This window comes from Micromonospora sp. NPDC003944 (assembly GCF_053605225.1).
On sequence record NZ_JBSGIV010000107.1, the window covers coordinates 1 to 14,524 of the forward strand.

Sequence of the window (14,524 nt, forward strand, 5' to 3'; positions counted from 1 at the left end):
CTCTCATGGAGGTCGGGGCAGCGCCGTCTACGTGACGCTGCGGATTCCATGATCAAGTGATGAGAAATAGGTCGAAAGAAGGCCCCGGGACCTACTTGTCATCACCTGATCATGGGAAAGCCCAACCGGGCTACTGGTTTGCCCGCTCGGCGGCGCGGACTGCGTTGCGGAACAGCATCGCTACCGTGGTCGGGCCGACCCCGCCTACCCGGGGCGTGATGGCGCCCGCTACCTCGGCGCACGCTTCGTCCACGTCCGGCAGGAGGCGCCGCCCGTCGTAGCGGACGCCGGCGCCGATGACGACGGCGCCGGGTTTGACGTGCTCAGGCTGCACGATTCCGGGTACGCCGGCGGCGGCGACGAGGATGTCGGCGCGGCGGGTGTAGCGGGCCCAGTCGGGCACCCCGGTGTGGACGACGGTGACGGCGGCGTTGGCGGTCGGGCGCTTCTGGGCGAGCAGCATTGCCAGAGGGCGGCCAAGGGTGGCACCTCGACCGAGGATGACGACCTCACGACCGGCGACGGGGATCTCGTAGTACGCCAGGAGCGCTTCGATGCCTGCCGGGGTGCACGGCAGTGGGCCGGGCAGGCCGACGGCGAGACGCCCCATGTTCAGTGGGTGCATGCCGTCGACGTCCTTGTCCGGGTCGATGGTCTGCAGCGCCGCGTCGTAGTCCAGGTGCCCCGGCACGGGGTACTGCACGAGCAACCCGTGCACGGCCGGGTCGCTGTTGAACCGGGCGATGGCCTCGTGCAGCTCGGCCTGGGTGGCGGTGGCAGGCAGGTGTACGTGCGGGGAGGCGAACCCGAGCGCGGCGGCCTGCCGCTGCTTGATCGCGATGTAACCGGCGCTGGCGTCGTCGTCGCCGACCAGGATGGTGGCGAGGCTCGGGATGATCCCGCGACCGCGCAGGTGCTCGGCTGCGGCGGCGGTCTCGGCCAGGACGGCTTCGGCGACTGGTGCACCCGGCAGGAGTCGGGCCGCGCCCGACGGGGTGCGCTGCTCGGTGGATTCGTTGGTCGTGGTCATGGCGGCTCCTCGACGCAGGCGCCCAGGCGGTCGACGCCCGCGAGAGGCTCCCCGATGGTTCCACCATCCCCGTGCCGCCAGTCGCCGGTGGTTCGATGATGCCGCATCACCAGGGCGGTTGCCCAGTCGCGCCGGCGGGTCCGGCACCGGGGGAGGTGCCGCCGACGGAGTTCGGGGCTCAACCCGCTGGCAGCAGCGGGCGCATGAAAGTCCGCTCGTACCGCACGACACAACCCGAGTCGTCGCGGATGCGGTCCGCCGCGAGAAACTCCGGGTCACTGCCGAACCGGGCGCGGTAACGCTCGTACGCTGCCAGGCTCTCGAAGCTGAACAGCGCCTCGGCCTTGTCGCTGGCGCCCTCGGCGGGCAGGAAGTAGCCGTGGTGCACGCCACCGTGCTCGGCCACCAGCCGCATCCATGCTCGGGCGAAGTCCTCGAACGCCCCGATCTGCGCGGGATCGATGGTGTAGTGCACGACGCAGGTGATCACGGCGTCACCCTACGGGCCGGCGGTCCGGTAACACCCGTGCTCCGCTCTACGAAGAAGGGTTGTGACGGCACGAGAGAGGACCGCCTGTGAATGAGCCCAGCCCAGCCGACGACGACATCTCCGGCATCGGCGCGGATCCGGCGGCCTTCGAGGTCTTCTACCGGCGGCACCTGGAGGCGGTGGGCCGGTTCGTGGCGCGACGGGTCGACGACCCGCACCTCGCCGCCGACCTCACCGCCGACGTGTTCCTGGCGGTGATCGAGTCGGCGGCCGGCTACCGGCCGGACCGGGGGAGCCAGATCGGCTGGTTGTACGGGGTGGCCCGCAACGTCATCGGCGACGAGCGGCGTCGGGCGGCCCAACGGCTGCGGGTGACCGGCCGGCTGGCCGGACGACGCGACCTCGGGCCCGATGACATCGCCCGCATCGAGGAGCGGATCGACGCCGAGTCGGTGGCCCGCCGCACCTACCGGGCGTTGAGCGAGCTGCCCGAGGGCACCCGCACACTCGTCGAACTCGTCGCCGTGGACGGCCTCACCGTCGCGGAGGCGGCCACCGTGCTCGGGGTGTCACCGGTCGCCGCCCGGGTCCGCCTGCACCGTGCCCGCCGCGTCGTCCGCGCGGTGCTCGCCCGCCCGGTCACCACCCTCGCCTGATGAGACGGAGATGACGATGAACGAGACCGAACGATCGCCGCAGGGTTTCGAGGAGCAGCTTCTCCGGGATCTGACGGCACACGTGGCCCAACGGGCCGAGGTGGCGTCGGCGGCCCGACCCGCCGGACGCCGTAGCCGGTTCCTGCGCGGTTGGCGCCTCGCCGGAGCGTTCGGGCTGGCGGTGACGGTGACCGCCGGTGCGCTTGCGGTCCAGACCATGCGGCTCGGCCACCAGCCGCCGCCCACGGCCAGCGCGTCGGAGATCTTCCACCTGGCCGCCGACGCGGCCCGGCAGCAGCCGGAACTCACCGCCCGCCCCGACCAGTACGTCTTCACAGAATCCCTGGCGACGGTCCGTGACCTGCCGGACAGCGGTCCGTACCGGACCATCCGGAACCAACTGTGGCACTCGGCCGGTGGGGTCGCGTACACGCAGGGACGGTACCGACCGGAGGCCGATCCGAACGGGTGGAGTGAGCGGAGGGTGCTCCGCATGGGCGATCCCGGCGACCCCGAGAAGGAACTCGACGCATTCCAGCCGCCGGCGTACCACGGTGGGCTGCCCACCGACCCGGACGAGCTGCTCCGCTACCTCCGGGAGCACCCGGTCGACCTGCACCTCCCCGAGGGAGCCGACGAAGAGGCCGTCTACGGGGACGAGAGCATGGCGTACACCACCGCGCGGTCGATGCTCGACGGCTACGTGCCGCCCCGCGCGCTCGCGGCGCTGTACGAAGTGCTGGCCCGGGAGCCTGGAGCGACAGTCATCTCCGGCGACGTGGTGGACGCCGCCGGCCGGCACGGGGTGGCGATCCGGATGCCCGGTGTGATCGGTGGCAACGTGGACCTCATCTTCGATCGGGACTCCCACGTCTACCTCGGCACCCGCAGCTCCGTGATTCGCAACGGCAGGGAGTCACTGGAGTCGGCTGTCGCGCTCCTGCGGGTCGCCATCGTCGACCGGCCGGGCCAGCAGCCGTGAGCGAGCCGGTCAGGGCTTGGCGAACAGCGGGCCGTAGTTCGAGCGGAACATCTGCTCGCCGAGGCGACGCATCACCGCGTCGCGCAGCGCGGGCGGCAGCCCGGTGGCCTTGTCCCGGCGGTGGGTCTGGCCGAGCACCCAGTCCGTACGCGGGCGACGTCGTGCCTCGAAGGAACGCACGGCGTCGGTGAGGGTGTCGGCGCTGGCCAACGACGACGCGAGCACGACCGCGTCCTCCAGGGCCATCGCCGCGCCCTGGGCCATGTTCGGTGAGGTGGCGTGGGCGGCGTCGCCGATCAGCAGCACCGGCCCCCGGGACCAGGAGTCGAGCACGACCTCCTGGTTCGGCCCGGCGTGCAGGGTGCTGTCGTCGTGGTCGAGGGCCTTGACCATGGTGGAGGCCGGCTCGGTGAACGTGGCGGCCAACTCGTCGCGCCAGCCGGGCCGGTCGGCCACCGGGCCGTCGTTGTAGTAGCAGTACGTCTGCTCGGCGCTGATCGGGATGGTCAGGAACTGCCTCCCGCGCCCCAACTGCACCGACCAGAACGGCTCGTCGTCGATGCGGGGAGCGACCCACCGGTACGCGTACTGCCCGAGGTCGCGGGCGGCCTGGCCGTCGAAGGCGAGCCGGCGGACCGTCGAGTTCACCCCGTCCGCGCCGAGCACCAGGTCGTACCGATCGGTGCTGGTGTCGTCGAACTCGACGGCGACCCGGTCACCCTCCCGGACGAGTGCGACCGGCTGGCGGCCCCAGCGGATCGGGGCGTCGCCGACGCCGTCGAGCAGTGCCCGGTGCAGGTGTGCGCGGGGCGACGACACGCACGGTCCGACGCCCCGCCACAGCGCGGCCACGTCGATGTCGAAGAGACGACGCCCGCGCTGGTTGGCGCTGCGCTGCCGGGTGATCTCCACTGCGACGTCGGCGACCGGCTCCCGCAGGCCGAGGACGTCGAGCATCCGGGTGGCGTTGCCGGTGAGGTAGATGCCGGTGCCGGAGTCGGTCGGCCCGGGTGCCCGCTCGACCACGTCGACCGTCGCGCCCCACCCGCGTAGCGCGGCCACCGTCGCCAGTCCGGCGACACCACCACCGACGATCAGTACCCGGACATTCGTACCCCGCACGACACGTTCCTCCTCGTTGCGCAGGCCTGTTGAGCTGCTGCTCAGTGGTTCGGCCGACGCAGCACTCTAGAAGGCGGGTGAGTCGGCGCACGGGAATGGGGGCTGAACGACCGAGGAACGGGCTGCGACGATGAGGGCATGACGACCGCTGAGGCGTACACCACGTTCGGCAGCCGCGAGGCGCGCGGGGTGTCGCCCACGTACGAGCGCCTGGCACAGGCCGTCGCCCGCGACGACGACCTCCTCGCCCTGCTCGACGGGGTGCCGCCGGCCAAGCGACAACCGAACCTGCTGTTCGGCGTCGTCCGCTGGCTCGGTGGCCCGGTCGACGACCCGGTCGCCTTCCACGACTTCGTGGTGACGCACTGGCCCGCCGTCGAGGCGGAGTTGCGCGCCCGGGCCACCCAGACGAACGAGGCGGGCCGGTGCGCGATCCTGTTGCCGCTGCTCGCCGCGTTGCCGCAGCCCCTCGCCCTGCTGGAGGTCGGGGCGTCGGCCGGGCTGTGCCTCTACCCCGACCGGTACGCGTACCGCTACGGCGATCATCGGCTGGGCTCCGGTGAGCCGGTCCTCGACTGCGTGGCCGACGGGTTGGTGCCGCCGACACGCGTACCCGAGGTGGTGTGGCGGGGTGGCCTGGACCTCAACCCGCTCGACGTGACCGACCCCGGCGACGTGTCCTGGTTGGACGCCCTGATCTGGCCGGAACACGCCCACCGGCGGGCCCGGCTGCGGTCTGCGGCGGCGGTCGCCGCCGCCGACCCGCCGCTGCTGGTCCGCGGCGATCTGGTGGACGACCTGCCGGCGCTTGCCGCGCGGCCTCCGGCCGACGCGACGCTCGTGGTCTTCCACACCTCCGTGCTCTATCAGGTGCCGCAGCCGCGCCGGGACGCGTTCGTCCGGCTGGTCCGCGAGCTGCCGGGGCACTGGGTCGCGAGCGAGGGGCCGGAGGTGCTCCGGTACGACGGGCTGCCGGACCCGCCGGACGACGCGCTGCACAACGTTCTCGCCCTCGACGGCAAGCCGCTGGCCTGGACCAGAGGCCACGGCCAGACGATGACCTGGTTCGGCTGACACCGCCCAGCCGATCGGCGGCCACGCCGCCCAGCCGGCCGGGTCAGCTCAACGGGCCGGCTCGGGCATCCGGGCGCGCAGGGCCTGGATGAACCAGTCCACCGCGGGCGCCGTCGCCTCGCCTGTCGACCAGCCGTTGAGCACCGCCAACAGGTCCAGGTAGCGGTCCCGGCGGGGGTCGTTCGCCGGCACCAGCCGGTCGAGCAACCGCTGACGCAGGGCGGCGTCGTCCGGGTGACCGTGCAGGCTCGCGTACCGGCCGGTGACGGCCGCGACCACCGGATCGGCGTCCGGGGTGGCCGGGTCGAGGCCAGCCGCGAGGGCGGGCGCCACCGCGTCCCGGACCACCGCGACGGCGTCCGGGCGGGGCAGCCCCGGCACGTCGTGGTCGGCGGCGTGCTGCCGTGCCAGGTGCCGCATCCGGACCAGGAACTCCGGGTCCCGGCACAGCTCGGCCAGCTCCAACCATGCCTCGACCTGCTCCGTGCTCGGGTCGTCGGGAAGCTCAGGTGTCATCGAGACGATCACACCCGGGTACGCGGGCTGGTCGCCGAGGCCGGCGAAGACGCTGCCCAGGAAGCCGGCCACCAACTGCACCCGCTCGCGGCCGGTGAGCTGCGCCAGCCGGTGCAGCTCGTCGACCTCGGCCGGGCCCGACCCGCGCCGCGCCGCGACGGTGAGCACCGCCTGGCGTAGCCGCAGCACCCTGATCTGCACGGCCAACGCCTCGGCGTGCGCGGCAGCCACCTCGTGCAGGGGCACCTCGTGGTTCACCACCCGCCGGATGGTGGCCAGGTCAACGCCGAGGTCACGCAGCGTCCGGACCAGCTCCAACCGGGCCACGGCGGCCGGGCCGTACCGTCGGTAGCCGGCCGGGCTCCGGTCCGTCGGTGGCACGATCCCGCTGTCGGCGTAGTACCTGATGGTCTTGACGCTCAGGCCGGTCCGCCGGGCCAGCTCGCCGATCGTGTGGAACGTCTGCCCGCTCATGCCCCCACCCTCGTGTCTCCCCCCGGTGGAGACTCAAGCCGCTGCGGTCAGCGGGCCCGCTCGTGGCGGAGCAGGACCACGCCGTTGCCGAAGACCCGGCTCTCCACAAGTCGCAGACCGGTCGGAGTCTCGGCGTCGGGGAAGAGCCGGCGGCCCCGACCGACAAGCACCGGGTGGACGTAGATCCGGTACTCGTCGATCAGGTCGTGCCGGGCGAACGTCGCGGCCAGGTCGGCACCGCCGAGCGCCAGGTCGCCGCCCGGTTGGGAGGTGAGCTTGCGGACCTGCTCGACGTCGACCTCGCGGGCGATGGTGGCGTTCCAGTCGACGTGGTCGAGAGTGCGCGAGTAGACGACCTTCGGCATGTCCCGCCAGATGCCGGCGAACTCGCGCTCCGGGCCGCTGGCCGTCGGGTCCTGGTCGGCGGTCGGCCAGTAGGCGGCCATCAGCTCGTAGCTGACCCGGCCGTTGAGGAACCCGCCCATCGGGGCGATCACGTCGTTGAAGTGCTGGTGCAGCTCCTCGTCGACCTGGTGCCAACTGATGTCGCCAGCCGGGCCCTCGAAGAACCCGTCCAACGACACACTCATCTGCACAACGATCTTCCGCATCGTGCCCCTCCGTACGCGTCGACAGGTGTCGACCCCGATCATCGTCGGACCGTACGACGAAACGACAGTCCGCCGCGACGGCCCGGCACGGATATACCTGGCGGCGGTCCCCGTCCCTAGACTGCTGCGGTGACCGGAGAGCGGAAACCCCTGGCCAACCGGCCGCTCACCGAGCCGCACCCGTCCCGGTTGCCGTCCGACCACCCCGAACGGGCCCGGATCCTCGCCGCGCACACCGCCGCGCTGGCCGCCGACGAGGCCGGCTACCTCGACCCGGGGAGCGGGCTGTTCGTGCTCAGCGCTGGCTTCCTGGCCCGCCGTGGCACCTGCTGCGGGCGCGGCTGCCGACACTGCCCGTACGTGGACGATCCACCGGCGAATTAGGCGTCGATGAGGGCTTCCGCACGACACCGACAGCCCGTACGGTGTCCGACGGACATCCGGCGGGCGCCTTCCGCCGTCGGTCGGCGAGAGGGTGGGACGTGCGCGGGCGGATCGTGGTCGCCGGGCTGGCCGGGCTGCTGGTGAGCGGCTGCGCCGACGAGGCGGAACCGGCGGCGGTGCCACCCCCGGCGCCGGTCGCGGTGGACGTCGCGGCGGCCTCCTCGGGCGGCGCCTGCCGCCTGCTGGACTTCACGGTGATCGAGCAGGTGGTGAAGGCGCGCTTCGACGTGGCGGCGTCGAGCGAACGGGGCGATACCCACACCTGTGTGGTGCGGGCCACGGGCGCGACCCTGCCGGAGTTGACGCTCAGCGTGACCGAGACCACGATCGACAAGACCAGCTTCGGCGCGGACGTGGTGCCGGACAAGGCGGCGAAGGTCACCGGGCTGGGGCAGCAGGCGTACCGGCGGACCACCGCGGCGGCGGGTGGGCACGGGCCGGTCGCCGAGGTCGGTTGGCTGGGCACCGACGGACGCCTGGCCACGATGAGCTGGACCGCGGCCCGTGGCAGTGAGCGCTCCGCGGTGGAGAAGTTGACCGCCGACCTGACCGCGCTTGCGAAGAAGGTGGACACCCGGGCGTTGTGACGCCCGGGTGCCCGATCGATCAGTTGGCGGCGACGAAGACCCGGGAGGCGACCTCGCGGGGCAGCCGCACCCGGTCGCCGGAGCGGTCGATCGACACCCCGTCGCGCTCCTGGGCCACGGTCACCGTGGCGCCCGGGTCGACCCCGGCGGCGTGCAGTTGGCGCAGCACGTCGGCGTCCTTCTGCACGCTCTCGCAGATCCGGCGCACCACGACCGGCCCGGAGAGGCCGGGGAAGGCCAGGTTGCGCTCGCCCTCGGCGGGCTCGGTGGTGTCCGCCGTCGGCGAACCCAGCTCCTGAAGCCCGGGGATCGGGTTGCCGTACGGGGAGCGGCTCGGCCGGTTGAGCAGGTCGTAGACCCGCTTCTCCACGGCGTCGCTCATCACGTGCTCCCAGCGGCAGGCCTCCTCGTGGGCCTCCTCGTAGGGCATCCCGATGACGTTGACCAACAGCAGCTCGGCGAGGCGGTGCTTGCGCATCACCGACACGGCGCTGCTGCGACCCTGGGCGGTGAGCGTCAGGTGCCGGTCTCCCTCGACGGTGAGCAGGCCGTCGCGCTCCATCCGGGCGACGGTCTGGCTCACTGTGGGGCCGCTCTGCTGCAGCCTCTCGGCGATCCGGGCACGAAGCGGTGGCACCCCCTCTTCTTCCAACTCGAGGATGGTGCGCAGGTACATTTCGGTCGTGTCGACCAAGTCGTGAGACTTCATAAGGTCAGCGGCCCTCCGGTGAACGATGTTACCTCGGTGAAGGGCCGGTGACCGCCGCCGAACCGCGTGCCGACTAGGCGAATGGTGTTGGATGGTCGCCATGTCCGGTACCCAGGAGCCGTTGGTCGAGGTCGATCGACTCGTCGCCGAGATCGACCAGGCCGACCCGCCCATCCTGCTCGATGTTCGCTGGCGGCTCGTCGGCCCGCCCGGCCGCGACGACTACCTCGCCGGTCACCTGCCGGGGGCGGTCTTCGTCGACCTGGACACCGCGCTCTGCGGGGCGCCGGGCACCGGCGGTCGGCACCCGCTTCCCGACCCGGCCGCGTTGCAGGCCGCGCTGCGGGCCGCCGGCGTCCGCGTCGGTCAGCCCGTGGTGGTGTACGACGGCGGCGACGGCATGGCCGCCGCGCGGGCCTGGTGGACGCTGCGCTGGGCGGGGCACCGTCAGGTGCGTGTGCTGCACGGCGGCTACCCGGCCTGGGTCGGCGCCGGTCGACAGGTCTCCACCGACGCGCCCGCGCCGCCCTCCGGTGACGTCGTGGTGCGCCCCGGCGGTCTCCCGGTGCTCGACGCGGGGCAGGCCGCCGCACTGGCCGCCGCGGACGACGCCGTGCTGCTCGACGTACGGGCAGCGCCGCGGTACCGGGGTGAGGTCGAGCCGATCGACCCGGTCGCCGGGCACGTGCCGGGAGCGGCGAACCTGCCCGCCGGGGAGTACGTCGGGCCGGACGGCCGGTTCCTGGCCGCCGACCTGTTGAGCGCGCGGTTCGCTGCCGCCGGCGTGACCCGGGGGTCGGCCGTCGGGGCGTACTGCGGCTCGGGGGTGACCGCCGCGCAGGCGGTGCTCGCGCTGCACCTGGCCGGCCGCCCGGACGCCGCGCTCTACGTTGGATCGTGGAGCAACTGGGTGGCCGACCCGGCTCGACCGGTCGCCTCCGGGTCGACACTCGGCAGCTGACCAGCGCGTGCGGTGGGCTGGTGCCGGTGCTCGTGCGACGATGGGCTGATGTCCGACGACACGGTGGTGGTGTGGGACGAGTCGCTGCTCGCCTACGACATGGGTGACCATCCACTCGACCCGGTCCGGGTGGAGCTGACCATCGCGCTCGCCCGCGAGCTGGGCATCCTGGACCGGCCCGGGGTGCGGGTGGTCAAGCCGGAGCCCGCCGACGACGCCCTGCTCACCCGGGTGCACCAGCCGGCCTACCTCGCCGCGGTGCGCAACGCGCCGCGCGACCCGCTCTTCGCCGGCTACGGCCTGGGCACCTCCGACAATCCGGTCTTCGAGGGCATGCACGAGTCCAGCGCGCTCATCGCCGGCGCCACGGTGGCCGCCGCCGAGGCGGTCTGGCGCGGTGACGCCCGGCGGGCGGTGAACGTGGCCGGTGGGCTGCACCACGCGATGTCGGTTCGGGCGTCGGGTTTCTGCGTCTACAACGACCCCGCGGTGGCCATCGCCCGGCTGCTCGACCTGGGCGCCGAACGGGTCGCGTACGTGGACGTCGACGTGCACCACGGCGACGGGGTGCAGCAGATCTTCTGGGACGACCCACGGGTGCTCACGGTGAGCCTGCACGAGACCCCGCTGGCGCTCTTCCCGGGCACGGGTTTCCCGGACGAGACGGGTGGGCCGGGCGCGCAGGGCAGCGCGGTCAACATGCCGTTACCGCCGGGCGTCGACGACAGTGGCTGGCAGCGGGCGTTCCACGCGATCGTGCCGTCGGTGTTGCGCGCGTTCCGACCGCAGGTGCTTGTCAGCCAGTGCGGCGCCGACGGTCACCGACTCGATCCGCTCGCCGACCTGAACCTGACCGTGGACGGGCAGCGGGCCACCTACCTGGCGATGCGGGCGCTCGCCGACGAGCTGTGCGACGGCCGGTGGGTGGCCACCGGCGGCGGCGGGTACGCGCTCGTCGAGGTGGTGCCCCGCGCCTGGAGTCACCTGCTGGCCGTGGCCACCGGTGACCCGATCTACCCGGCCACGCTCACCCCGCCCGCGTGGCGGGACCTGGTCGCCTCCCGTCGTCTGGGCCGGGAGGTGCCGTTGCGGATGACCGACGACGCCGACCCGTCGTACGAGCCGTGGCAGCCGACCGGCGAGCCCAACGCGGTGGACCGGGCGATCGCGGCCACCCGCAAGACGGTCTTCCCGCTGCTCGGGCTCGACCCGCACGATCCGCGGGACTGAGCCGGGCCGTTTAGGTGACGAGCCTGGACCAGCCGGTCGACGTGCTGCTGAGCGACGGCAGCACGGTCCAGTTGCGACCGATCGACCCGGCCGACGCGCCGGGCATCGTGGCGATGCACAGCCGGTTCTCCGAGCGCACCCGCTACCTGCGGTACTTCTCGCCGTACCCGCGCATTCCGGAACGGGACCTGATCCGTTTCGTCACCGTGGACCACCACGACCGGGAGGCGTTCGTGGTGTTGGCGGCCGACCAGATCGTCGCGGTCGGCCGCTACGAGCGGCTCGGCCCGCAGGCGCCCGAGGCGGAGGTGGCCTTCGTCGTGGAGGACGCCTACCAGGGTCGGGGCATCGGCTCGGTGTTGATGGAGCACCTGGCCGACGCGGCCCGCCGTAACGACATCATGAGCTTCGTCGCGGAGGTCCTACCGGCCAACGGGACGATGTTGCGGGTCTTCGCCGACTTCGGCTATCAGGTCCAGCGCGAGTACGCCGACGGCGTGGTCCACCTGAGCTTCCCCATCGCGCCCACCGAGGCCAGTCTGGAGGTGCAGCGCGGCCGGGAGCACCGTACCGAGGCCCGCTCGATCGCCCGGCTGCTCGCCCCGCGCGGCATCGTCGTCTACGGCGCCAGCGCCACCGGCCAGGGCGTCGGCGCGGCGGTGCTCGGGCACCTGCGCGACGGCGGGTTCACGGGTGCGGTGGTGCCGGTGCACTGGAGCGCGCCGACGGTGGCGGGTCTGCCCGCGTACCCCTCGGCTGTGGACGCCGCGACGCCACTGGACCTGGCGGTGGTGGCGGTCCCGCCCGAGGCGGCGACCGCAGTGGTCGCCGACGCGGCCGCGGCGGGCGTGCACGGCCTGGTGGTCATCTCGGCCGGCTTCGCCGAGGCCGGCGGCGAGGGCGCGGCCACCCAACGGGCGCTGGTCCGCGCGGCGCACGCCGCCGGGATGCGGGTCGTCGGCCCGAACTGCCTGGGCGTGGCGAACACCGACCCGACGGTACGCCTCAACGCCACTCTCGCCCCGGCGCTGCCGCCGGCCGGTCGGGTCGGCATCTTCAGTCAGTCCGGCGCGTTCGGGGTGGCGCTGCTCGCCGAGGCGGACCGGCGGGGCCTCGGCCTGTCCAGCTTCGTCTCGGCCGGCAACCGGGCCGACGTCTCCGGCAACGACCTCCTGCAGTACTGGCAGGACGACCCCGGCACCGACGTGATCATGCTCTACCTGGAGACCTTCGGAAACCCGCGCAAGTTCGCCCGGCTGGCCCGGCGGATCGGCCGGGCCAAACCTGTCGTCGCGCTCGCCTCGCCGGCCCGCCCGGTCGGCGTGGGTGACGGCGCCGGGCCGGACGAGGTGGCGGTCGCGGCGCTCTTCGCCCAGTCCGGGGTGATCCGGGTGGACACCGTGCCGGAGTTGCTCGACGTGGGTGTGCTGCTTGCCAACCAGCCGTTGCCGGCCGGCGGCCGGGTCGGTGTGGTCGGCAACTCCTCGGCACTGACCGGGCTCGCCGCGACCGCCTGCGTCGGACACGGCCTCACTGTTGCCGACGGTTACCCGCGCGACGTCGGGCCGAGCGCCGGCGCCGACGAGTTCGCCGCCGCTCTCGCCGAGACGGCCGCCGACGACCGGGTGGACGCCCTGGTGGTGGTCTTCGCCCCGCCGCTGCCCGGCCAGCTGACCGAGGTGGACGCCGACGTGACCGCCGCGCTCCCGGCCGCCCTCGCGCTGGGCAAGCCGACAGTGGCGACCTTCCTGGTCGGGCGGCTACCGCCCGGGGTGCCGGCGTACGGCGGCGTGGAGGAGGCGGTCCGAGCGTTGGCCCGCGCGCACCGGTACGCAGAGTGGCTGCGCCGCCCACCCGGGGTGGCGCCGGAGCTGCCCGGCCTCGATCGGGCCGCCGCGCAGGCCGCGCTGCGGACCGACGCCACCGACCCGGGTGCGCTGCTTGCCGCGTACGGCATCGAGGTGGTGGCCTCGGTGCCCGTCGACTCGGCCGACGCCGCGGTCGACGCGGCGGCACGGCTGGGTTTCCCGGTGGCGCTCAAGGCTGCCGCCCCCGGGCTGCGGCACCGACTCGACCTCGGCGCGGTCCGGCTCGACCTGCCCGACGAGCCGACCCTCCGGCGCGCCTACGCCGACCTGGCGGCGACCTTCGGCGCGGACGCGCTGGTCCAGCCGATGGTCCCGCCCGGGGTGGCCTGCGTGGTGGAGGTGGTGGAAGATCCCGCCTTCGGTCCGGTGGTCGGCTTCGGCCTCGGTGGGGTCGCCACCGAACTGCTCGGCGACCGGGCCTGGCGGGCGGTGCCGCTGACCGACCGGGACGCCGCCGAACTGGTCGACGAGCCCCGGGCCGCGCCGCTGCTGCGCGGGCACCGGGGGGCCGCGCCGGTCGACCGGGCGGCCCTGGCCGACCTGCTGCTGCGGGTGGGTCAGCTCGCCGACGAACAGCCCCGGGTGCGATCGCTGACCCTCAACCCGGTGCTCGCCCGCCCGGACGGCATCTCGATCCTGCACGCCCAGGTAGGGGTGGGAGGCGCGGTCGTCCGCCCGGACACCGGCCCCCGCCGCCTGTGAGCGCCTCGTGTCAGGCGCGGCTGGAGATCTGCTGGACGCCCCAGGTGTTGCCGTCCGGGTCGGCGAAGAAGACGAAGCCGACGTTGTCCAGTGGATCCGGCACCGGCCGGGGGTTCTGACCGATCACCTGGATCTCACTGACCTGCACACCCCGACCGGCCAGCTCCTCGTGGGCCCGCCTCAGGTCGGGCACCACGAGTTGAAGGCCCTTGAGTGAGCCCGGCGGCATCTCCGGGACGACACCCCTATCGATCACGATCGAGCAGCCGGAGCCGGGCGGAATCAGCTGCACGATGCGCGCCTCGTCGCTGATCACCGTGTCGTGGTCCACCACGAAGCCGAGCTGGTCGGCGTAGAACTCCTTCGCCCGGTCCACATCGGAGACCGGCACGATCACCACTTCCAACGTCCAGTTCATCGTGCGCTCCTCGCGTCGTCGGTAAGTGGACCGGTGTTCAAGTCAAACACCCCGCCAGCACGGAAGGCCCCGGCGAACCGCCGGGGCCTTCCGTGGGAACCGGGTGCGTCAGCAGGCGTACGCCTCCAGGCGCTGGGCCCGCTCCGGGTCGCGCAGCTTCAGCAGCGTCACCTTCTCGATCTGCCGGATCCGCTCCCGGGACAGGCCGAACTCCCGGCCGACCTCGTCCAGGGTGCGCTGCCGGCCGTCGTCAAGACCGAACCGGAGCCGGATGACGGCCTGCTCCCGCTGGGACAGGGTGGAGAGCACGATGCTGACCTCGTTGCGCAGTTCGCCCTGGGCGGCGCCGTCGCCCGGCTCGGTACGCGGGTCCACCGAGGCCACGAAGTCGCCGAGCGCGCTCTCGCCGTCGTCACCGACGGCCTGGTCCAGGCTGACCGGCTCCCGGTCGTACGAGATCAGCTCGATGACCTGGATCTCGGGGATCTCCAGTGCGCGGGCGACCTCGGCGACCGTCGGTTCGCGGCCCAGCGTCACCGCCAGTTCGCGGCGGGCCCGGACCATCCGGTTGACCTGCTCGACCATGTGCACCGGGATGCGGATGGTGCGGGCCTGGTCGGCCATGGCGCGGGTGATGGCCTGTCGGATCC

General features: G+C 73.1%; 16 protein-coding genes and 1 riboswitch. Of the genes, 8 read left to right on the forward strand and 8 right to left on the reverse strand.

The features are described from left to right. Positions 1–130: 130 nt before the first annotated feature. Together ACWER9_RS30545 and ACWER9_RS30550 are read right to left on the reverse strand one after the other, a co-directional pair. A complete protein-coding gene (locus ACWER9_RS30545) occupies positions 131–1,030 on the reverse strand; it encodes a bifunctional 5,10-methylenetetrahydrofolate dehydrogenase/5,10-methenyltetrahydrofolate cyclohydrolase (RefSeq protein WP_452305104.1) in 900 nt (299 codons plus the stop codon). A gap of 13 nt (positions 1,031–1,043) precedes the next feature. Then, positions 1,044–1,125: riboswitch (ZMP/ZTP riboswitch) on the reverse strand. Between the two features lie 83 nt (positions 1,126–1,208). Further along, positions 1,209–1,520, reverse strand: a complete 312-nt coding sequence (locus ACWER9_RS30550; RefSeq protein WP_452305105.1) for an NIPSNAP family protein — start codon at positions 1,518–1,520, stop codon at positions 1,209–1,211. 86 nt (positions 1,521–1,606) lie between these two features. On the opposite strand from ACWER9_RS30550, the gene ACWER9_RS30555 reads away from it, so the two are divergent. Together ACWER9_RS30555 and ACWER9_RS30560 are read left to right on the forward strand one after the other, a co-directional pair. Beyond that, positions 1,607–2,176 (forward strand): RNA polymerase sigma factor, encoded by a 570-nt coding sequence (locus ACWER9_RS30555; RefSeq protein WP_452305106.1) that lies wholly within the window; start codon positions 1,607–1,609, stop codon positions 2,174–2,176. A 10-nt stretch (positions 2,177–2,186) separates the two neighbouring features. Further along, the gene (locus ACWER9_RS30560) at positions 2,187–3,158 is read left to right on the forward strand and encodes a CU044_5270 family protein (protein ID WP_452305107.1); all 972 of its coding nucleotides are present in this window, start codon (positions 2,187–2,189) and stop codon (positions 3,156–3,158) included. A gap of 9 nt (positions 3,159–3,167) precedes the next feature. On the opposite strand, the gene ACWER9_RS30565 is transcribed toward ACWER9_RS30560, so the two are convergent. Beyond that, a complete protein-coding gene (locus tag ACWER9_RS30565) occupies positions 3,168–4,280 on the reverse strand; it encodes an FAD-dependent monooxygenase (protein WP_452305108.1) in 1,113 nt (370 codons plus the stop codon). Between the two features lie 138 nt (positions 4,281–4,418). On the opposite strand from ACWER9_RS30565, the gene ACWER9_RS30570 reads away from it, so the two are divergent. Beyond that, on the forward strand, positions 4,419–5,354 hold the full coding sequence (locus ACWER9_RS30570) for a DUF2332 family protein (protein ID WP_452305109.1): 936 nt from the start codon (positions 4,419–4,421) through the stop codon (positions 5,352–5,354). Between the two features lie 48 nt (positions 5,355–5,402). On the opposite strand, the gene ACWER9_RS30575 is transcribed toward ACWER9_RS30570, so the two are convergent. Then, a complete protein-coding gene (locus ACWER9_RS30575; protein WP_452305110.1) occupies positions 5,403–6,344 on the reverse strand; it encodes a MerR family transcriptional regulator in 942 nt (313 codons plus the stop codon). 47 nt (positions 6,345–6,391) lie between these two features. Next, positions 6,392–6,955 carry a dihydrofolate reductase family protein gene (locus tag ACWER9_RS30580; RefSeq protein WP_452305111.1) on the reverse strand — a complete coding sequence of 188 codons (564 nt, stop codon included), beginning with the start codon at positions 6,953–6,955 and terminating at the stop codon, positions 6,392–6,394. A 129-nt stretch (positions 6,956–7,084) separates the two neighbouring features. On the opposite strand from ACWER9_RS30580, the gene ACWER9_RS30585 reads away from it, so the two are divergent. Together ACWER9_RS30585 and ACWER9_RS30590 are read left to right on the forward strand one after the other, a co-directional pair. Continuing rightward, positions 7,085–7,339, forward strand: a complete 255-nt coding sequence (locus ACWER9_RS30585) for a DUF5522 domain-containing protein (RefSeq protein WP_452305112.1) — start codon at positions 7,085–7,087, stop codon at positions 7,337–7,339. 98 nt (positions 7,340–7,437) lie between these two features. After that, positions 7,438–7,986, forward strand: coding sequence for a hypothetical protein (locus tag ACWER9_RS30590; RefSeq protein ID WP_452305113.1), 549 nt, complete (start codon positions 7,438–7,440; stop codon positions 7,984–7,986). Between the two features lie 19 nt (positions 7,987–8,005). Here the strand turns inward: ACWER9_RS30590 and ACWER9_RS30595 are convergent, their stop codons facing one another. Continuing rightward, positions 8,006–8,695 carry a metal-dependent transcriptional regulator gene (locus ACWER9_RS30595; protein ID WP_452305114.1) on the reverse strand — a complete coding sequence of 230 codons (690 nt, stop codon included), beginning with the start codon at positions 8,693–8,695 and terminating at the stop codon, positions 8,006–8,008. Positions 8,696–8,795: 100 nt separating this feature from the next. Between ACWER9_RS30595 and ACWER9_RS30600 the strand changes: the two genes are divergently transcribed. The 3 genes from ACWER9_RS30600 to ACWER9_RS30610 are packed head-to-tail and all read left to right on the forward strand — an operon-like array spanning position 8,796 to position 13,456. Beyond that, positions 8,796–9,656 carry a sulfurtransferase gene (locus ACWER9_RS30600; RefSeq protein ID WP_452305115.1) on the forward strand — a complete coding sequence of 287 codons (861 nt, stop codon included), beginning with the start codon at positions 8,796–8,798 and terminating at the stop codon, positions 9,654–9,656. A 48-nt stretch (positions 9,657–9,704) separates the two neighbouring features. Next, positions 9,705–10,886, forward strand: a complete 1,182-nt coding sequence (locus ACWER9_RS30605; RefSeq protein WP_452305116.1) for an acetoin utilization protein AcuC — start codon at positions 9,705–9,707, stop codon at positions 10,884–10,886. Between the two features lie 14 nt (positions 10,887–10,900). Further along, complete coding sequence (locus tag ACWER9_RS30610) at positions 10,901–13,456, forward strand: bifunctional acetate--CoA ligase family protein/GNAT family N-acetyltransferase (RefSeq protein ID WP_452305117.1); 2,556 nt, start codon at positions 10,901–10,903, stop codon at positions 13,454–13,456. Positions 13,457–13,466: 10 nt separating this feature from the next. On the opposite strand, the gene ACWER9_RS30615 is transcribed toward ACWER9_RS30610, so the two are convergent. Further along, positions 13,467–13,874: a VOC family protein gene (locus ACWER9_RS30615; protein ID WP_452305118.1), complete on the reverse strand. Its 408-nt coding sequence runs from the start codon at positions 13,872–13,874 to the stop codon at positions 13,467–13,469. Positions 13,875–13,982: 108 nt separating this feature from the next. Continuing rightward, a partial coding sequence (locus ACWER9_RS30620) for a sigma-70 family RNA polymerase sigma factor (protein WP_452305119.1) occupies positions 13,983–14,524 on the reverse strand: 542 nt, incomplete at its 5' end.